The following is a 19,866-nucleotide window of genomic DNA, read 5'->3' as shown; positions in this document are numbered from 1 at the left end:
AGCTATTGTAGTTTGGTTGATGATATTAATTCAATTTTTCAAGCTTTTTCATAATTTCATCAGCTTCAAAAGTCTTTTGGTCACTCATTTTTCTATTGGTTGTAGATAACGTGTGGGCTTCTTTTAAAAGCGTTTCGTATTGCGACTGCAATTTTTCTTTTTCTGATTTCTTTTTAAAAATTCCAAACATATATTTTAATTTATAGACGTATTATCTGTTTAAAGATACAACATATTTAATAATTTTAATCTAAGGTTAATCCATATGGCTTGGTCATTAAAACACCAATTCCTATCAAAAAAAGCCCAAAGCACTTTTCTGTTCTATTTTACATAATCCCCTCTAATTTGTATTGTGTAACAAATTTATCTTCTATATTTTTAAAACTATTGGTACAGTATATATGGTCAATTGTTTCTTTTAATTCATCAAAACCATAATTAAATTGTCCGTGTGTAACATACAGAAAAACTTTTGTAGCACCTTGTTCTTTTAAGGCTTTAGCTAAAAACTTAAAGGTTCTACCGCCATCTGCTAAATCATCTACAATTAAACATTCTTTACCTCTTACATCTCCTTGAATGCTAATAATAGGCATACCGTCTACCCTAACTTTATTAGATGGAACTAAATCAGCATTTAGGGCTTCTGCAATTTCATGTGTTGTTTTGTAGGCTCCTGCATCTGGACTCACTAATACCGGATTGTCGAGCGTGTTATACACCTGTTCTACAAATTTAAAATGCGATATTTTTTCTGAATGCTCTATTAATGCTAACGAAATTGGACTGTGCGGGTGTAAAATAGAAACTTTATCAAATTGCATAGCATTAATAAACTTGCTTATAATTTTTAAATCAAAAGATTCTCCTTTATGAAAGCGTCTATCCGAACGCTGCCCCAGCAAACAAAACAACGTTAATTTTGCTACAGCCGTTTTATTTTCAGTGTTCTCTGCATCCCAAGCTTCTTTTATAGCCGCGGCTTTAAACAAATCTTCATAACTATTCCCACGAATTTTGATATGAATATCTCCTTTTTCAATGATTTTAGCGGTCACTTGTCCGTCATTAAATTTATTTATTTCGTATTTCATCTCTCAATCTTTTTAAATGGTTAGGGTATTTTTTTAAACCAGCTCTCCCCCTATGGTCTTAGTAATCTTATTTTACGCTTTTATAAAAAAAGCGTTTTAAGATATGGGGTAACATTTACAATTACACAGTAGCATTAATTCGATCTCTAACCTCTTGTAACGTAGTTGAATTTAAAAACTTACCATCTTCATAAATCACCTGTAACTCACCTTCATTTTCTTCTTCTGGTGTAACTTCATCAATTAAAACATATTCACCATCTATTACATCTACTTTAATCAATCCTTTTGCAGATTTCTTAATACCATCATCTGTAATAGGGTCTTTAAATATTGCTCTTCGTTCGCCATTGACAACAACAGCAGTTGCTTTCATTGCAAAACCAAAAGTATCTCTGGTATTAAATTGGTAGGTAAATGAACCAATACCTAAAACAACATTGGTGGTTGCAAAACCTTTATCACTTAAACGTTGACAAATATTTTCGGCACGTTCTGTGGTAATACTATCGCCATAAATAGCTCCAATATGGGGATCTAAAACCTTAAAACCTTGTGCATTTACGGTGCCTCCAAAAATATCCCAAAGCAACTCTACAACGCCTTTATCTTTAGGGGTATTACCGCCCAGAGTTTTTGATTCTCCACAAATAATAGCTACAGGATCTCCACTATCTGGTCTTATAACTAACTTACCATCTCTTGCCAAAACGTCTTCTTTTAATTGCGGTAAATAATCGGTAAGTACTTTCCATAAATCCCAAGTATCACTCACAACAGATAAGATACCGCTTGGGTAAGTGGTCATTAATGTTCTAAAAGTTCCTATTTCATCATCTTTTGTACCGGCACACATTACAGAGTGTTCTGTGGCATTAACAGAACCTAATACAAAACCTTCTGCTTTATAGTATTTTCTTAAACTGCTAATTACAGGAAGAGAATCTGAACCTAAAAATACAGCGCCGTGTCCCATTCCTGAAATAATAGCACTTTGTAAACCAGACATACCACGCATTGAGAAATCATGACCTTGAAAATCAATAAAATCAATATTTTCTTTATCCGTTGCTAAAGTCCATTTCTTAAAAATTCTTTTGTACAATAAGGCTATCGAAGCAGACGTCATCGGTTGCCATAACATGGTAGATAAAATCGTTTCTAAAAAATTAGTAATCCAATAGAATTTTGGATTGGTATTTACCACCGTAAGCATAGGCACTCTAATGGGTACTTCTACGCCTTCTGGCAATGATTTTATTTTTATGGGTAAATATTGTAAATCATGTAATTCTTCATAATGCGTTACATCATAGTCTGTACCTAAATATAAAGACAACTCTTCCTTAATTTCATTACAAACTTGTGCTTTTGGTTTAGAAAAGAAATGATCTTGAAAGTAATTATGCAACCATGTAAATACATATTGCTGACCAAATGAAACTACTTTGTCACATCCTTTTGGGGCATAGCTATTGCTTCTTGGGGTCCAGTTAGAATAAACTTCTTCTGTCCCTTTTGGGTATTGTTGGTGGTGGCCTGTTTTGTAGCCGTCTGTTAATAATAGTGCGTTCATAATAATAGTTTTTGTGTAATTATAACACAAATATATGTTTAGAATTAATAGTGACCTAATTTAATTTGTGTTTATTTTACACAAACAATGTAATCTATTGTAATTATGTGTTTTATATCTCGAAAATAATCCCCTCTTGTTTTAACTGGAAGTAGCGTTTTTGATTAAATTGGAATAAATTAGCGGGTCTTCCTGAACCTTTTGATACTTTTTCATCAAGTTCATCGAGCACATTTAGATTTATAATTTTCTTTCGGAAGTTACGCCTGTCAATTCCTCGACCTAAAAGGGTGGTATATAATTTTTCTAAATCCGAAAACGGAAATTTATCATCAAGCAATTCAAAACCAATGGGTTCGTACGTTATTTTACCTTGTAGCCTTTTAATTGCTGTTTGCAGAATCTCTTTATGATCAAAAGATAATTCAGGCAATGCATTAATATTAAACCATTGGGCTTGCTCGGCATCTGTTGCAGCAAATAGTTTAAAGGCATTGGGGTGTACCAATCCAAAATAGGCAATAGACACAACTCTACCCCTAGGGTCTCTATCTGGTTTTCCAAACGTGTAGAGCTGTTCTAGGTAATTAATCTTAATTCCTGTTTCCTCGTGTAATTCTCTTTCTACAGCGTCTTCTAATGATTCGTCGTCTAAAACAAAGCCTCCCGGAATTGCCCACTGCCCTTTAAAAGGAGCGTACTTTCTTTTGATTAATAAGACTGAAATATTACCTTTTTCATACCCAAATACAACGGCGTCTACTGAAAGTTTTATGGATGGTTTCATATATGCGTATTTTGTACGCCAATATATAAAATAATATTAGGTATAGCCAACATTGTTGTATATGGTTTACTTCGTCTGTTCGCTGCGCTCGGGTGTTATGTGTTTTAAGCAACTAACTTAGTTAATAATTACGGACAAAGAAAGTCCGTGAGGACTTTAGCAAGTAAGCAAGAAGCCAGCTACAAAGCATACACAAAACCGTTAGCTGTAGTTTTTTTACTTCTTAATTTTTTCAAAATATTCAATTGGATTTAAATAAAACATTTTTTTCCAACCTTGTTTATCAGAGTCCATTCTCCATAGGTAAGGAATTATTGTTAAAATAGAATAATGTAAATGTGGTGATTTTCCAACTGCATTTCCACTTGCCCCAACGGTTCCAATTTTTGATTCTTTACTCACAAATGAAAATAAAGAAGTATTTAGCTCATTTAGATGTGCGTAATAATGAATTCTCCATTTAGGTCCAACAACAACAACAACTTTTCCTCCAACATTTATTTCTCCAGCATATAATACTAATCCAGAAGTAGATGAATTAATTTCAGTGCCTTTTTTAGCAAAGATGTCTACACCTTTGTGAGTAACTGATTTTCCCCAAGGATAAAACCAAAAGGATTTAGAATTGTAGTCAGATTTAGTTGCTTCTTTTACAGGCATTTCCAAATTTTGAGGAATTAAAAAACCAATAATTAAAACTGTAACAATTCCCAATAAAATCTTTTTCCTTTTTCTCAATTATTTTCAATTTTTAATTACAGCTAACTTTGGTTTAAATACCCTACTCAAACACGCCATAAAATACAGCCCTTAATAATACAATCTAAAATCTAGTAATTGGCAAGCGTTATAATGCCTTTGGTGCAATTCTTCTACAACGGCTAACAGATCATCATCGTCTTTAAATAAATTAAAAAAGACGTCATCTAGTTTTGTGCTCGCAATGCCATTATAGGCATTACCATAGCCCGAAACCGCTTTAGCCCCCGTAATATCTAAAAAATATTGTGCCTCTTCCTCATCTAAATCTAGAATTTTGGCATTTGAAAAATGTAAAACCTTTCCGCTTAATCGGCCTTCAAAACATTCTGCAATTTCTTGTAAACTATAGTAGTAGTCATTTAAACAAATGTTGTTGGCTTCCCCCTTAATCACTAAATAGATAATCTCATAGTCCTTAAAGTAATGATCGTCTACTACCAGGGCGTTTAAGCTCTCCTCTAGCCCTTCAATAGTGTCGCAGGTTTTATAGATACTGGCTATGCCGTAGTTTAAGGCCAATTGCGCTAAGTTGTTTTGGGCTTCGGTAACTTGGTTTGTATCTACATCATCTACGCCTTCTAAGCAATAAATAAAGTAATCGGTTTCTGTAAGCTGTTCTTGGGGTAATTGTGGTCTTTTTTCTAGCAAGCGTCTTAATTTAGGCAGCGTTTATAAGGCACAAAATTAAAACAATGCTTTTAATATTTTTAAGGGTTTGGTGTGAAATCTGCACATCAATTGATATACCGTAGTTTGGGCATTTTATTTGGGTTTCGTTTTTCATATTAATAATTATTAGTCCTATTCACTTGTTATTCTTCTTTTATCCAAGTTAACTTATGACTCCAATGCTACTCAATAAAGCATTATATTGTTCATTATCTAAAGTCTTTATCCTTTCAATAATTAGTTTTGCCGCTGTATTCATTTCAGGAACTTCTACAACTGCTTCACCTCTCTCAAATATTCCACTCAAATGTGAATATTCATTATTCAACCTATCGGTTAACACTGTTGGAATTGTTTCATCTCTGAAAAACCTTTTCATTTTATCAATAGGTTTTGTAGAATCTGGGTATTTGTAATAAAGGAACAACTCAAGAAACTTTCGTGCATTATTGCCAAAATTATAATATGCAGTATAATTTTGATCATTGATATTTTCTAAAATTGAACATTTATATATTTGTTTAAAGAGATAATTAAATTCAGATACATAATCTTTAAGAAAATTAGGCATTAATTTAATAGTTGACTCTTTATCATTTCTTTCAATAATTAAATATCTAAAAAGTTTCTTTGGTTCTTTTTTGCTATCATCATTATGAGCATTAGGAAGTCTTTTTAAATATTTAAGAAAGTTAAGATTATGTGTAGAAATAAAAAGTTGTTCAAACTCATTTTCTTCATAAATTTGAGTATTTATTAATGTGTAAATAAAGAAAATATGATTACTGTCCAAGCTAGAAATTGGGTCATCAATCCAAATAATTGGCTTTTTACCTTTAGTATGGATATCTTGAAGCTTAGCTATAAAATAACAAAATGCAATTAAACTAATTTCACCTTCACTCAAATGATGCGCTTTTGTGTTTTCTCTATGAACCTCAAATTTGTATTGCTTTAAACCAGTTTTGTTATCGTGGACTTCAATTGCTTTTAAAGTTAAATATTTATGTCCAAAATGACTATTTAAAAATTCATTCACTTTTTCAGCACCTTTACTCTCATCTTTAAGCTCACTTTGTTTTGCAGCAATAGCTTTTAGAACATTATCAATTTCCTTTGATTTTTCTTCTTTTTTCTTTTTTTCTTCTAAAAGAGCGGTTTTGAGACTTGCTATATTTGTTAACTGTTCGTCATATTTAATTGTGTCTATAAAATGATAAACTTCTCGTAATCGCAGATTTTCTTTTGCATCATTTTGCTCTGTACTTAACTTCTGGGTATATTCATTAGATTTTAAACGTAACTCTTTAATTTTTTGAAAACCTAATTCAATTTCAGGAAGAACACTGATTGGTAATTCAAATGATTTGGAATTTATGATGTCATTTTGTCTATTTTCTAATTGAATAATTAAAGATTTAAGGCTATCTTGATATTTAATAATACTGTTTTTAAATGCCAAATTTAGTCCATCAAACTCATCATTATATTTTGAATATAAATTCTCTTGTTTCAAAATTGAAATTGAATTGACTCTTTTTATTTCCTGTTTAATATTTATAATTAAACTAATTATTTCTTTCTCTAACTTATCCGATTTTTCATCAAAATGTTTTTCTAATTCTTCCCAACGAGTTTTAGTTATATTGTTATTACAAAAAGCACAAGTATTCAATTTATCTTTATGTAGTTTTCGCCCCTCTTTTACCCATTTATTCAATATTGCGTCCTTTACTAAATTTTCTAACTTGTTAGATTGAGTAATAGGTTTTGTAACTAATTCTTTTACCTTGATTGAAAATTCATCAAATGATAAAATAATATCTTCTAATTCAGGAATATCTTGTTTTGATTGTTCTAATAATATTTTTTCACATAATATTTTCTCTTCATCTGAAATAGGTGTAAAACTAGCCTTTTTAACTATTTTAATTTCTGCCTTAAGTTTCGCATTGCTGTAATTTATATCTCCAAATTTTATATAATTATATTTAATTCCATTTGGGTTTCCAATAGCTTTATCATTTAGCTGTGTTTTTAATGCTGTTTCAGCGATAGAATGACTTGAATTTGCAGTTGCATAGATAGTTTTAAGATTTTTTAAATCTTTATATAGAGCCGTTTCCTTATCTTCTTCATCACTACCTAATTTTTCTTTTAAAACCTTTATTTCCTCTTCAATCACATTATTATCAGCCCCAAGTATCGCAAAAGGTTGAATATTTTCATCTGCATTATTAATAAACTTCAAATTGTGCTTTATGAAATCATCATTAAAGACTCGGATAACTTTATTGTGCGAAGTAAAATCTGTCTGTACTACATCATCATTTTCTGTTATACAAATGCAGCATTCTGGGTTTTCATATTTGTCTGAAAGTTCTCCAGTTTCCATTGCTCTAAATATTCTAGATAAAGTTGTTTTTCCAGAATAGTTTCTTCCATAAATAATATTAGTTTTTTTTAACTCAATAATTTCATCTTTTTCATTTTTAACTTCTGTATCCCATCTAAAATCCTTAAAAACAGCAAGATTTTTTAAGTGTTTAATTTTATTTATCATACAAATTCATTTTTAAATTATAAGAGGTCATTAAATGTAATGTTTTTGAACTATATATATATGAGGAAAACCATAATCATAAAACTTTAAACCACCAAATTAGCTTTCTCATCAGCTAATCCAATCTCCACAACACTACCAGAATTGAAGTTTAAGAAATCGGATTCAATACCATCACTAAAAATGATGCCTTTTGTAGGCATATGGGATTCAATTTTTAAAGTGTTAGTAGTGTTTATTAAGCCGTAACCGATTATGTGAGTTCATTATTGGTTTCAATTTGATTTAGTGGATTCCTGCCTTCGCAGGAATGACAGATTTTCATTCGTAATACTATTTTCATTAATACTTCTAACATTGCAATTTAAAAATGCTGTTTATTTGGTTCTCGATACATCCCGACGAAAATGTCGGGACACTCGAACTGACGTCAACGGTTTTGAGGTGTTTATTAGATTACCTGTTGGTTTATAAAGTGCTTAAAAATTACGGTTCAGGACTTATAAAGTTTTAAGGTCTTATACAACTTAACTATTTTATAGCAAAAAAATAACCGTAAACCCTTTATTTAAAAGGCTTACGGTTAGTTGGGGTATGAATTACATTCAGAATGACTAAAAAAGCCATAATCATTAAGCATGGTTTACTTAAAGGTTACAATATCCTCAAAGTTTCGTCTAGATTTTCCAAATTCAGGATCTGCTTTTCTGTACCCAAAAGCCGTCATAAATGATAAACCATATTTATCGGTATCTACGCCAAACTTGTCTTTTAATAGGGCTTCTGCTTTTTCTTGGTGAAAGCCTTCAATAGGACAAGAGTCTATACCTATTAATGCAGCAGCAGTCATCATATTACCCAAAGCAATATAGGTTTGTTTAGACGACCAATCGAATAACTTTTTGTCGGTATCTAAATCAAAATCACGCTCTTGAAACTCTCTGTAAAATGTTGAGTACATCTCAATAACCTCTTGTGGTAGTTGTTTAACATCTTTCATCATGTGCATAATATATTCTGAATCATGTTTAACCATTGGTGCTTTCATACTTAAACCTAATACAAAATGACTTGCGGTATCTAATTTTAAAGGCGCTCCCCATGCTACAGGTTTTAAGAGTTCGCGTAATTCTTTGTCTTGAACCACAATAAAATGCCAAGGTTCAAACCCAAATGAACTCGGTGATAAATGTGCGGTTTCTAAGATGAATTTCATATCCTCATCTGATACTTTTTTTGTAGCATCAAATTCTTTTGTCGCATGTCTAAAATTAAAGGCGTTTAAGATGTCTGCTTTCGCAATGTTTGGTGTATTCATAATTCTATAGTATTAGCGGTTTAATTGTTTTTATAATTTAGACTATTAAAAGTATAGTGACAAAAGTATGTATAGTTTTAGTTTTTTACAATAACGGTCAAAAAGTATAGTATAAGATTTATTTATTAAGTAATTGATTTATAATAGTTTAGTTGTGAAATAATGAACTATAAAAAATATAGTTGTATTACTTAATATAGTACAATATATTTGCGCTTACAGAACCTAAGACTATTATAATTTTTTAACGGTATGATGTATCACTATAAAGGAAAAGACTACCCGTGTTGCGCAAGTTTAACTATGGGCATTATTGGAGGTAAATGGAAGACGGTTATTTTATATCATTTAATGGATAGAACACTTCGGTATAATGAATTAAGAAAAGAAATGCCTAAGGTTACAGAGCGTACCTTAAGCTTACAATTAAAGACTTTGGAAGAAGATGGTATTGTAAAACGAAAAGTATATACTTCTAAACCTCCTTTAAAAGTAGAGTATTCGTTAACCGATTTAGGGAAAACGCTCATTCCGGTTATTCAATCTATTGCAAATTGGGGCGTGTCTGTTGTTAAAGACAAAGGAGATGTTGTGGTGTAACACCGTATTGGTGTGTTTTACTATAGTTAGCTCAGGACTCCGTAGGTCTAAAATGGCCGCTATAATGGCGGTTTAAAATGGCTAACGCTTAAAGGTTTTGCTGGCATTGTGTTAGACCTATTGTTTTAATGGGGTTTCAATACATTTCTTTAGGCTTTGCTATGCTTTACATTAAGAACCACACGCACTATTTTCAACAATCCTCATAAAACCCCACCAACTAAAAAAATAAAAAATTTTACCCAACCTCCTCCCACTCTCCTCCCACATTCCTTCGAGGATTCTCCATAAAACCCCTTGTTTTAGGGGGAATTCCCGAAGAATCCCCGAAGAAGACTACAACTAACCTCTTGTAAATCAACTCCTTTTAAACTTAAAAAATAAGGCTTCATCTGTTTTTAATGGTTTTTTTTTATTACTTTAGGCATTGTTAACACATTAAACATCAAGGTTATGGCAACATTTAACGAAGGTATTTTGGGCGGTTTTTCGGGTAAAGTAGGCACTGTAGTAGGCAGCAATTGGCGGGGTAAAAATGTACTGCGGTCTGCACCGCGTAAATCTACCAAACCCGTAAGTGCCGCACAGCAGCGGCAACGCGATAAGTTTAGTTGTGTTTTACAGTTTTTAACGCCTCTAAAAACTTTACTTACCGATACCTTTGGGGCTAATGTGGGGACTAAAACCCCCTTTAATAATGCCATGTCTTACCACATGAAAGAGGTTGTAAAAGAAACCGAAACAGGGTTTACAATGGCGTATAATAAAGTGCTGGTGGGTATGGGGGGTTTATGTGGCTTAGAGCAGCCTTTAGTGCAACCTGTGGCACCACATGCCTTAAATATCACTTGGCAAGATAACAGCACACAGGGATTGGCTTACCCAACCGATACGCTTTTGGTGGTGGTGTACGCCCCTGCTTTACATCGTTTCGATTATTTTACAACGGACTGCCTACGCGAAACCACAGCGTGTTTGCTCGATTTTCAAGATTCTTTTTATGGCGAAACCGTACACCTATGGGCTACCTTTACCAATAATAACGTAGCACTTACGGCTACGAGTAAGTATTTAGGGGCTTTTGTAATTTAATAGTGAATTAGGTTCTACGCGACATCCCAACAAAAAAGTCGGGACAGGCGTACTGCTCTCAATAATTTTAATGAGCGCCAGCTTTAGGTAAGGTAAAATAAAAGGTGGTACCAATGCCTTCTTCGCTTTCTAGCCATAGGGTACCTTTGTAAAAGGTGATGATTTTTTTTACGATGGAGAGTCCAATGCCCGACGATGAGCTGCTGCTTTCTAATTTGGTAAAGACCTTAAAGATTTTTTCGAAATACTCAGGTTTAATGCCCACTCCGTTATCTTTTACATAAAACTGAAACAGGCCATCTTGTTCTGTATAGCCTAGTTCTATAGTGCCTTGAGCTTTGTCTTTATCACTATACTTAATGGCATTTTGAATAAGGTTTTGAAAGATTTGTTTGAATCTCCAGGTATTGCCATAGAGGTTTGGAAGGTTGTCTTGTACGGTAATGCTGATGTGTTTAGGAATGAGAAAGGTTTGTAAAATCTCTGCAATAAGGGTATTAAGGTTAACCAGCTTGTCTTGTTGTTCTAATTTATCAATGGTAGAGTAATCTAAAATCCCTTTAATAAGGAAGTCCATTTTCTCGACATTAAACAACACCTGATGCAAGGGCTTAAGGTCGTTTTCAGTAAAGGTGGCTTTATGATCGTCCATAAACCAGCTGATTAAAGTATGGATATTGATAAGTGGCGCTTTAAGATCGTGAGATACCACATGGGCGTATTCGCTAAGCTCTTCGTTTTGTAAGGATAAGCTTTGTAGAAGCTCTTCCTTTTTCTTTTTCTGTGCTTTTATGCGCTCTTCATTCTCTTTACGCTTTATAATATTAACTAGCATATTGGCATATACAAAAAGAATGTCTTTTTCGTTTTCGGTGTACTTGTTTAGTTTTTTTACGGCATCAAAACCAATAAAACCAATAAGTTCTCCGTTTTTAATTTTAGGAATGGTAATAAGGCTTTTAATGCCTTGTGGCTCTAGTACGGCTCTTAGACCTTGTTTGCCATCCTTGGGTAACTGACTGACATCTTCAACATAAAAAGCTTCGCCTTTTTGGTGGGCTTCAATCCATTGCGGTATATAATCGATAGGAACGTTTTGAAGGTTCTCAATTTCGGGCGCTATACCTGTAGGGCACCACTCGTAGGTATTAGAAGTGGTGTTGTCTTTAAAATTATATGAAAAAATATAGCTTCTATCCGAGGCTACAAATTCTCCAATTTGTTGCAATGAGGTGTTAATAAGTGTATCTATATCTGATAAATCGGCATTAATATAGGTGGTAGAAATGCTTATAAGTAAGTCTTGAAAGCGCAGCTGCCTTTCAATAATTTTATCTTTTTCTAATTGCGTTTGCTTTTCTGTATCAGAGCACGTACTGGGTTTAGGGTCTTTTTTAATCATGCAGTTTATGAGGTTTAAACACTTTTAGTTAACACTTACCGTGGTCTAATATACTCATTAAGTATGTATTAAAAAAATGCGATGGGTTAAACGGAGGTTTTTAAATGGTGCATGATCTTGGTTTTATTTAAGATTAGTGCTTCAAATTAAAAACCTCAACGGATGATAAGGTTCGCGATACATCCCGACGGAAAAGTTAAGACGCGTCAACTGACGGTTAAAGTTCTAAGGCATGCAGATGAGATCTATATCTTATATCAATCCTCTAACAAGTCTATCACCTTCTGTATATTTTCTTTGGATGCTAAATTGGTACCGCCTGTCATGGTCGTTGCCACGCCGCAGATAACGCCCCATTTTAAAATGGCTTTAGAGGGTAAACCTTGAGCAATGGCATAAATTAAGCCTGCTACCATACTGTCGCCTGCGCCAATGGTACTTTTTACTTTTACCGAAGGCGTATTTTGGTAGTATATACCGTCTGCCGAGGCTAAAAAGGCACCACGAGCGCCTAAGGAAACCACCACATATTCGGCTTGCTGGTTATGGATGAGTTGCATGGCAAAGGCCTCTTGCTCGGGTTTGGTTAAAAAGTCCTTGCCTGCTAATTGGGCAAGTTCTCCTTGGTTGGGTTTCATTAAAAACACCGGTTTTTTAAGGCTCGCTTTTAAGGCTTCGCCAGAAGTATCTATAATGATTTTAACGTTTTTAGCCGTCAGGCTGTCTCTAAGTTGAATATAAAAATCGGCGGCCATAGCGTCTGGTATACTACCACTCATTACAAAGATGGTGTCTTCGGTAACACTTTGGTTTATAGTAGATTTGAGGGTTTCTATTTCTGTAGGACTTAACCCTTTTCCTGGCATACCAAAACGGTATTGTAATTCGGTTTTAGCATCTACAACGGCTAGGTTTTCGCGGGTCCATGCTGCTACAGGTATGGGAGTGCACTCTAGGTGTTCGGCATCCAATAAGCCTTTTAAGGTTTTGCCTGTATCGCCACCATAAGTAAACATACAGTTGTTTTTAACGCCTAAAGTGTGCAGCACTCTAGAGATGTTAACCCCACCGCCACCGGCTTGAAATTCAATGGCGTGGCATTTTAGTTTTTGCTCTGGGACGAGGTGATTAATAGTGGCACTTTTATCTAGTGCGGGGTTTAGGGTTAAGGTGATAATGTTCATGTAATGTATGGTGTTTGCTTTAGCCCTAAGACTCCTGTTTTGTGCGTGTATAAAGCAAGGCCCTAGTAAACTTTTAATAAGGTATAAAAAACAACGGACTCTCGCCTAACTTTTAGCAATAAGTTAGTGCTGTTTGTTTTTTATGCAGGTTGTAATGTTATAAACTACAAATTTAAAACCTTTATATCTTATTCGTTTTTACGACATTTTAGAACCGCGTATTTGTTGGGTTAATAAAGGTTAAAACACTCCTATATCCCTTATAAAATAAGCTTCATGTAAAGATAGCGCTCATGTTTATAACCTTCAATATTACAATAAGATAAGGCGTTGTATTTTATTTTGAAAGGAATTTTAACATTTGTCGACAAACTCAAAACCAACCTATTTAAAAATTAATGAAACGTACCAAAATTTTAGGCTATCTCGGTCTTTTTGCTTCTATCCTTGTAGGATTAGGCGAATACTTTTTACATTACTCCCCTTCTATTTTAGAACATTCTGAAACTTATGCCTTTTTTAAAGAGGTTCCTTTAGAGCATCTGACTATAGGTCATTTTTTAGCGGTGATTGGGATCCCTTTTTACTTTGCGGGCTATATTCATATCTACCGCATGTTAAAACCTGGGAATAAAACCTTAGCGCAACTTGTTTTGGCTATTGGCTTTATGGCTTTTACGGTGGGCGGTGTTTGGATAGGGTCTAGAGCTTCAATTGGTTACATTGTGCACTTAAAGGAAGCTATGAACCCCACTGTTTACCAAGATCTATTAGACCATTACACCAATCATATGGAAATATTGGTACAAGCCCTACGGGTTATTATCGCCACCCTTTCGGTAGTCTTTGCTGTTGCTATTTTAAAAGGCGGCACGTATTATAAAAAATGGATGGCCTTTTTTAACCCTATTGTTATTCTTATTCTATTGGTCGTTATAGGCCAGCTCATCCCTGCTATAGGGAAGCATATGCTACCCATACTTATGAATGTCACTCACTTTATAGTATTCGCATTATCATTATACCAACTAAAAACCAAATCTTATGAAATTCGTTAAAAACCTTTTAAAACTTGTCGGCATTGCCGTAGTCTTGTTCCTTTTATTTATAATGGGCTTTTTCTGGCGCGACTCGGTTTCCGATAAATACGATATTAGTATTGCCGATAAAGACATTCCTAAATTTTCGCCTATACCTTTAGATTTTGTACATCAATATCATGGTGAAAAATCATTGCCTATTGCCCCTTCGGCTTTAATAGATATCAATAATGACAACGTTGATGAAGTCTTTTTTGGTGGCGGTATGCTACAAGAGGATGCTATTTTTGCGTATCGTAATAATGAATTTGTAGACATTTCTAAGGAGGTTAATTTGCCTAAAAAAGGGAACACCACCACAACGGTTGGTGCGGTATCGGCTGATTTTGATAACAACGGCTTTACAGATCTTATATTAAGTCGTGAAGACGGTCTTCATTTGTATTACAATACCAACGGTACGTTTACAGACGTGCTTATAGATACCCCTGTGAATGCCAAATCAAATCCTGCCGGAATTACGGTAGCCGATATTGATAAAGATGGCGATTTAGATATCTTTTTAGCCACTTACCTTAAAAAGGAATTGATGGAAGGGCAGAATATTTTTGAAGATTACGACTATGGTGCAACAAGCGAATTGTTGCTTAATAACGGCGATAATACCTTTAAGAGCATCACCAAAGCTGCTGGCTTAGATTATGTACACAATACATTTCAAGGTGTTTTTGTAGATATAGATAATGATACTTGGCAAGATTTAGTAGTGGTGCATGATACCGGCGAAGTGCGTACCTATAAAAATAATGGGGACTTAACCTTTACCATGAAAGCCAACCCTATGACCAAACGATTTGCTTACCCAATGGGACTTGCTGTTGGAGATTATAATAATGATGGTTGGGCAGACTTTATGTTCTCTAACACCGGGAGCACATTGCCAAACAAAATAGCGCAAGGCGATATAAAAGACACGTCTTTATTTACAGACAAATGGATGTTGTTTGAAAACCAAGGGGATTTTAAATTTACTGATGTAGCTGAAACCGCTAAAATAGCCGATTACGAATTTGCTTGGGGCTGTACCTTTGCAGATCTTAATAACGACGGCTTACAAGATTTAATGGTGGCCGAAAATTATGTGGACTTCCCACCTAGCAAGTTGTTTAAATTACCGAGTCGTGTGCTGATCCAAAAAGAAGATGGCACCTTTGCGCCTACCGAAGCAGAAAGTGGTCTTAGCAATCCTTATTTTGCAATTACCTCGTTAGTAAGCGACTTTAATAACGATGGCTACTTAGATATGATTTGGGTGAATATAGATACCCCAGCCTTAGCGTATATCAACCAAGGCGGTACTAACAATTATCTACAAGTCGATTTAGGCGAGTCTATTAATGTTCAAGGTGCCAAAGTAACGGTAACGACTCCAAATAAAACACTTACGGAATGGTTAGTAACAGGTGAAGGTTTAGCCAGTGACCAAACGGCATTGCTTCAATTTGGATTAGGAACTACAGCGCGCGTTTTAAATGTAAAAGTACTGTTGGCTGATGCTAAAGAGATTTCTATAGACCATCCTGAAATTAATAGCATTTTAGATTTAAAAGCGGAAGTTGAAAAGGCTTTAATTGATGAAGCAACAGCAGAAGTAACTTTGGAAGGAGCTACAGAAGAAGCAACTTTAGAAGACGCTACAGAAACCGTTAGTCAGCTCACTACTGAAGACCAGTAAACTCTATTTGTACTAAAGTGCCCCTTTTATTTATAAGACCGTAACGGGTTGGGTAAACGGCTAACACTGATAGCACTGCTGTAAAAGGAATAAAATAGCCTACCCGCAGCAACAATAATAAAAACTAATGTTAAAAAACAGCAGCTATTATAGCATTCTTATTCTTCTCGTTATTGGGGTGTTTGGTGCTGGAGGATTGGTTATTGAAGAATTTAAAACAGGTGAAGGTTGCCCAAAACTGTTACATATCCCTATGTGTTTAGTGGTCTTCATTTGTTTTATAATTCCACTTATAGCCCATCTCTTAAAAAAAGGAAATGCGCTGTATTTTATATTTACAGGCTTAGCAGGTAGTATTGCTTTGGTGGCTTCTGTTATGCAATTTATGGGACATGCAGAATGTCCCAAAACAGCGTCTGGCACACCTATGTGTTATTATTCGTTAGTGCTTTTTAGCAGTTTAATACTTCTAAAAATTTATCATTTAAAAAACAACAATCTAAAATAATATGAAAACAAATTTACCCATCAAAATCAGCATGCTTTTAATGCTGTTGTTCGTCAGTTATTTTTCAGGAGCACAAGAATTAGAGACCTCTGTTTTTGTGACAGGAAATACGGGGACCACCACCGATACTTCGGTGCTAAAACAAATCACTGAAGAAGCCAAAACCTTAGACGATTCAAAATTACTCATCTTAGGTAATGTGGTACCTAAAACAGGTTATAACAAAGCCTCAAAAGCACATATCACCTCGCCATTAGCGGTTTTAGAAGCTTTTGATGGTAAGGTGATTTTTACACCTGGGCATCATGAATGGGCTAAAAATGGTCATAGAGATGTAAAGGCTATAGAAGACTTTATTCAAAAAAACAGTAAGGCAAAATTCTATCCCGATGAAGGTTGCCCCATTAAAAAAACAGAATTGACGGATGCTGTGGTTTTAATCACTATTGATTCGCAATGGTATTTAGAAGATTGGAATACACACACCTATCTGAACGAAGATTGTGATATTAAAAACCGTACTCAGTTTTTCTTAGAGTTTGAGAGTATGCTAAAAAAATCGCAAGGCAAAACCATAATGGTCGCTATGCACCACGCGCTTTTTTCGAATACTAAAGAGGGGGTATTAGCAAGAACAGGTGGTACGGCTTTACATGATTTTCAGAATAAGCAAAACACAAAATTTAGAAACCGATTAATAACTCTGGCTAGGCAAACGGAAAACATCTTCTTTGTTTCGGGTCACGATAAAAATCTACAATACATTAATACCTATGGTGTGCCTCAAATTATAAGTGGAGCCGCAGGGAAAATAGAGAAAGCAAGTCCAAGACATGAAACCGATTTTAGTGCTAACGAAAATGGGTATGCCCGTATCGATCTTTTTAAAGACGGTGCTGTTAGTGTAACGTTTCAAGGGATTACCACACCGTATACCACCACCGTTATTGCGCCCTTAAATAATGAAGCGAATTATACTTTTAAACCTAAAACAAGTTTTGATAAGACGTATAGTGCTTCGGTATATACCTCAGAAGAAACTGAAAAAAGCAAGACCTACAAAGGGCTTTGGGGACAACATTACAGAACATTTTACAGTAAAGCCGTAAATGCACCAGTGGCTTTTATAGATACCTTAAAAGGGGGCTTAACCCCTATTAGACGTGGTGGAGGTCATCAATCTAAATCGTTACGCTTAGAGGATAAAGACGGTAAACAATACGTAATGCGTGCTTTACGTAAAAGTGCCATTAAGTTTTTGCAATCTACCGCCTTTCAAGACAAGTATGTAGAGGAAGACTTAGAAGGTAGTTTTGCAGATCGTTTTCTACTCGACTTTTATACCACAGCACACCCCTACACCCCAACAACGATAGGAACACTTGCCGATGCAGTGTCTATTTTTCATACCAATCCTGAGTTGTACTACATCCCTAAACAAAGCACTTTAGGGGCTTATAATGATGAATATGGTGATGAACTTTATATTATTGAAGAACGTGTAGAATCTGGACATCGGGATTTAGAGAGTTTCGGAAAACCTAAAGCCATTTTAAGCACCACTGATGTGTTGCAAGAAATTAATAAATCGGGGAAATCTATTGTAGATGAACCGTCTTACATTAGAGCCCGACTTTTTGATATGCTTATTGGTGATTGGGATCGCCATGAAGACCAGTGGCGATGGGCACTTTTTGAAAAAGAAGACGGTACGGAGATTTGTAAACCTATCCCTAGGGATCGCGACCAAGCCTTTTCTGTTTTTGATGGAAGTCTACTCGCTTTTCTACGCTGTGCTATACCAAGCATCCGTATGATGCAATCGTTTGATGCCGAATTACCAAGTCCTAAATGGTTCAGTTTTGAGCCTTACCCCTTAGATATGACCTTTATTAATCAATCGAATTGGGCCGATTGGGAAAGAGAAGCTAAAACACTACAAACAGGTCTTACAGACCAAGTCATAGAAGACGCCTTTAAGCATTTACCAGAAGAAGTTAAAGGAGCTACCATAGAAGAGATTAAGCAAAAGCTAAAAGGCCGACGTGGAAACATTGTGTCTATAGCCCGTACGTATTACAACTATGTTAATAAACACGAAGTCATTACAGGAACTCAAAAAGATGATCGCTTTGAAATTATAAGACATCCTAATGGAGAGACCACTGTAGAAGTGCAACGAAAAGATCTAGACATCTTTAAAAGAACATTTACCAAAGCTGAAACCAAAGAAATATGGATTTATGGATTGGATGGAAATGATACGTTTAATGTCACTGGAGAAGGCGATGATTTTATTACACTTAAAATTATTGGAGGAAAGAAAAATGATACCTATAATTTTGAGAATACCAAAAAAGTAAAGCTTTACGATTATAAAGATAAGAACAACACCATTGTAAACAAACACTCTAAGAAGTGGTTGGTAAATGATTATGGTATAAATAATTACGATTATAAAAAACGTAAGTATAGCATGAACCAGTTTTTACCCATCTTAGGTGCCAATCCAGATGATGGGTTCCGTATTGGGTTTGTAGATAATTTTACAACTTACGGTTTACAACGCAATCCGTTTACTACAAAACACAGTTTAAGCGCGTCGTATTACACGGGGAACTCGGGTTATGATGTGTCTTATAGAGGCGAGTTTTCTAATATTTTTCACGATTGGAATTTTGCCGTAGAAGCCAAACATACCAGTCCTAATTTTGCACAAAACTTTTTTGGCTTTGGTAATGAAACCACTTATGATAAAGATGATGTGGACATTGATTTTAACCGTGTAAGTATTAAAGAATGGCATGCGGCTATCGCATTATTATGGTATGGTAGAGACGGTGGGTCTTTCTACTTTAAACCGTTAATAGAATCTTTTGAAGTTAAAAATGTTGCCGATAGGTTTATTAATAGTTTACCTGCAAGCGCTACCCTATTTGATAGACAAACCTACGCGGGTGCAGAAGTTAACTACAGTTTTAAAAATAGAGATGATGCTTCTTTTCCTACCATGGGATTAGATGTGGGACTTACCGCAGGGTATAAAGCCAATGTCGATGGTGGTGCAACAGAAAATAAATTTGGGTATCTTAAACCGCATTTAGCAATCAACCACCGCTTAAATAAGAGCGCAAGCTTAGTTTTAGCCACAAAATTAGGAGGTGAAGCAATTCTCGGTGATGATTTTGAACTGTACCACGCCGCACAATTAGGTGGTGGTGATAATTTACGTGGTTTTAGAAAAGAACGCTTTTCTGGGCAGTATAGCATGTACCACAATACCGATTTAAGATTACTATTAGGAAAGTTTAAAACCAGCTTTATCCCATTGAAGTACGGAATTACAGGAGGCTTTGATTATGGGCGTGTTTGGATAGAAGATGATGCTTCAGATAAATGGCATAATAGTGTTGGAGGTTCTTTTTGGGTCAGTGGCTTAGAATCTTTTACCGCTAATGTAGGCTATTATGGCAGTAGTGATGGTGGCAGAATTGCTTTTGTGTTAGGCTTTGCCTTTTAAATGAGATATTAAC

At 34.9% G+C, this 19,866-nt stretch carries 16 protein-coding genes; 6 read left to right on the top strand and 10 right to left on the bottom strand.

What is annotated here, in order from left to right:
• Positions 1–25: 25 nt before the first annotated feature.
• The 8 genes from H0I32_RS00145 to H0I32_RS00110 all read right to left on the bottom strand — a co-directional run bounded on the left by H0I32_RS00145 (position 26) and on the right by H0I32_RS00110 (position 8,772).
• Positions 26–190 (bottom strand): Lacal_2735 family protein, encoded by a 165-nt coding sequence (locus H0I32_RS00145; protein WP_173589345.1) that lies wholly within the window; start codon positions 188–190, stop codon positions 26–28.
• Between the two features lie 139 nt (positions 191–329).
• Complete coding sequence (locus H0I32_RS00140) at positions 330–1,097, bottom strand: phosphoribosyltransferase family protein (RefSeq protein ID WP_179313107.1); 768 nt, start codon at positions 1,095–1,097, stop codon at positions 330–332.
• 121 nt (positions 1,098–1,218) lie between these two features.
• Positions 1,219–2,673: a nicotinate phosphoribosyltransferase gene (locus tag H0I32_RS00135; RefSeq protein ID WP_179313108.1), complete on the bottom strand. Its 1,455-nt coding sequence runs from the start codon at positions 2,671–2,673 to the stop codon at positions 1,219–1,221.
• Positions 2,674–2,785: 112 nt separating this feature from the next.
• The gene (locus H0I32_RS00130; RefSeq protein WP_179313109.1) at positions 2,786–3,460 is read right to left on the bottom strand and encodes an NUDIX hydrolase; all 675 of its coding nucleotides are present in this window, start codon (positions 3,458–3,460) and stop codon (positions 2,786–2,788) included.
• Positions 3,461–3,676: 216 nt separating this feature from the next.
• Positions 3,677–4,198 carry a M23 family metallopeptidase gene (locus H0I32_RS00125; protein WP_179313110.1) on the bottom strand — a complete coding sequence of 174 codons (522 nt, stop codon included), beginning with the start codon at positions 4,196–4,198 and terminating at the stop codon, positions 3,677–3,679.
• A 72-nt stretch (positions 4,199–4,270) separates the two neighbouring features.
• Positions 4,271–4,870, bottom strand: a complete 600-nt coding sequence (locus H0I32_RS00120; protein ID WP_179313111.1) for a DUF6642 family protein — start codon at positions 4,868–4,870, stop codon at positions 4,271–4,273.
• A 184-nt stretch (positions 4,871–5,054) separates the two neighbouring features.
• On the bottom strand, positions 5,055–7,454 hold the full coding sequence (locus H0I32_RS00115; protein ID WP_179313112.1) for an AAA family ATPase: 2,400 nt from the start codon (positions 7,452–7,454) through the stop codon (positions 5,055–5,057).
• A gap of 643 nt (positions 7,455–8,097) precedes the next feature.
• Positions 8,098–8,772, bottom strand: a complete 675-nt coding sequence (locus H0I32_RS00110; protein ID WP_173589352.1) for an NAD(P)H-dependent oxidoreductase — start codon at positions 8,770–8,772, stop codon at positions 8,098–8,100.
• 255 nt (positions 8,773–9,027) lie between these two features.
• On the opposite strand from H0I32_RS00110, the gene H0I32_RS00105 reads away from it, so the two are divergent.
• Entirely contained in the window at positions 9,028–9,372 is a 345-nt protein-coding gene (locus H0I32_RS00105) for a winged helix-turn-helix transcriptional regulator (protein WP_173589391.1), read from the top strand.
• 477 nt (positions 9,373–9,849) lie between these two features.
• Positions 9,850–10,464 carry a DUF6266 family protein gene (locus tag H0I32_RS00100; protein WP_218747107.1) on the top strand — a complete coding sequence of 205 codons (615 nt, stop codon included), beginning with the start codon at positions 9,850–9,852 and terminating at the stop codon, positions 10,462–10,464.
• A gap of 67 nt (positions 10,465–10,531) precedes the next feature.
• Here the strand turns inward: H0I32_RS00100 and H0I32_RS00095 are convergent, their stop codons facing one another.
• Both H0I32_RS00095 and H0I32_RS00090 read right to left on the bottom strand, forming a co-directional pair.
• Positions 10,532–11,866, bottom strand: a complete 1,335-nt coding sequence (locus H0I32_RS00095; protein ID WP_179313114.1) for a GAF domain-containing sensor histidine kinase — start codon at positions 11,864–11,866, stop codon at positions 10,532–10,534.
• Positions 11,867–12,123: 257 nt separating this feature from the next.
• Positions 12,124–13,050 carry a 1-phosphofructokinase family hexose kinase gene (locus tag H0I32_RS00090; protein WP_179313115.1) on the bottom strand — a complete coding sequence of 309 codons (927 nt, stop codon included), beginning with the start codon at positions 13,048–13,050 and terminating at the stop codon, positions 12,124–12,126.
• A gap of 398 nt (positions 13,051–13,448) precedes the next feature.
• Between H0I32_RS00090 and H0I32_RS00085 the strand changes: the two genes are divergently transcribed.
• The 4 genes from H0I32_RS00085 to H0I32_RS00070 all read left to right on the top strand — a co-directional run bounded on the left by H0I32_RS00085 (position 13,449) and on the right by H0I32_RS00070 (position 19,853).
• Positions 13,449–14,108 (top strand): DUF6796 family protein, encoded by a 660-nt coding sequence (locus H0I32_RS00085; protein WP_179313116.1) that lies wholly within the window; start codon positions 13,449–13,451, stop codon positions 14,106–14,108.
• Positions 14,095–15,825: a CRTAC1 family protein gene (locus H0I32_RS00080; RefSeq protein ID WP_179313117.1), complete on the top strand. Its 1,731-nt coding sequence runs from the start codon at positions 14,095–14,097 to the stop codon at positions 15,823–15,825. Before H0I32_RS00085 ends, H0I32_RS00080 begins: the two co-directional genes overlap by 14 nt.
• Positions 15,826–15,952: 127 nt before the next feature.
• Positions 15,953–16,333: a hypothetical protein gene (locus H0I32_RS00075; protein ID WP_179313118.1), complete on the top strand. Its 381-nt coding sequence runs from the start codon at positions 15,953–15,955 to the stop codon at positions 16,331–16,333.
• A 1-nt stretch (position 16,334) separates the two neighbouring features.
• Positions 16,335–19,853: a metallophosphatase gene (locus H0I32_RS00070; RefSeq protein WP_179313119.1), complete on the top strand. Its 3,519-nt coding sequence runs from the start codon at positions 16,335–16,337 to the stop codon at positions 19,851–19,853.
• The last annotated feature ends 13 nt before the right edge of the window (positions 19,854–19,866 follow it).

The sequence above is a fragment of the Winogradskyella sp. HaHa_3_26 genome (assembly GCF_019278425.1).
Taxonomy (GTDB): domain Bacteria; phylum Bacteroidota; class Bacteroidia; order Flavobacteriales; family Flavobacteriaceae; genus Winogradskyella; species Winogradskyella undariae.
The sequence above is the reverse complement of the archived record's forward strand: the minus strand, read 5'-3'. Positions and strand labels throughout refer to the sequence as shown.

Coding starts and splice junctions, on each gene's coding strand:
- H0I32_RS00080 (WP_179313117.1), top strand. CDS start 14,095: ATGAAATTCGTTAAAAACCTTTTAAAACTTGTCGGCATTGCCGTAGTC.
- H0I32_RS00145 (WP_173589345.1), bottom strand. CDS start 190: ATGTTTGGAATTTTTAAAAAGAAATCAGAAAAAGAAAAATTGCAGTCG.
- H0I32_RS00075 (WP_179313118.1), top strand. CDS start 15,953: ATGTTAAAAAACAGCAGCTATTATAGCATTCTTATTCTTCTCGTTATT.
- H0I32_RS00090 (WP_179313115.1), bottom strand. CDS start 13,050: ATGAACATTATCACCTTAACCCTAAACCCCGCACTAGATAAAAGTGCC.
- H0I32_RS00135 (WP_179313108.1), bottom strand. CDS start 2,673: ATGAACGCACTATTATTAACAGACGGCTACAAAACAGGCCACCACCAA.
- H0I32_RS00110 (WP_173589352.1), bottom strand. CDS start 8,772: ATGAATACACCAAACATTGCGAAAGCAGACATCTTAAACGCCTTTAAT.
- H0I32_RS00105 (WP_173589391.1), top strand. CDS start 9,028: ATGTATCACTATAAAGGAAAAGACTACCCGTGTTGCGCAAGTTTAACT.
- H0I32_RS00095 (WP_179313114.1), bottom strand. CDS start 11,866: ATGATTAAAAAAGACCCTAAACCCAGTACGTGCTCTGATACAGAAAAG.
- H0I32_RS00070 (WP_179313119.1), top strand. CDS start 16,335: ATGAAAACAAATTTACCCATCAAAATCAGCATGCTTTTAATGCTGTTG.
- H0I32_RS00115 (WP_179313112.1), bottom strand. CDS start 7,454: ATGATAAATAAAATTAAACACTTAAAAAATCTTGCTGTTTTTAAGGAT.
- H0I32_RS00130 (WP_179313109.1), bottom strand. CDS start 3,460: ATGAAACCATCCATAAAACTTTCAGTAGACGCCGTTGTATTTGGGTAT.
- H0I32_RS00140 (WP_179313107.1), bottom strand. CDS start 1,097: ATGAAATACGAAATAAATAAATTTAATGACGGACAAGTGACCGCTAAA.
- H0I32_RS00085 (WP_179313116.1), top strand. CDS start 13,449: ATGAAACGTACCAAAATTTTAGGCTATCTCGGTCTTTTTGCTTCTATC.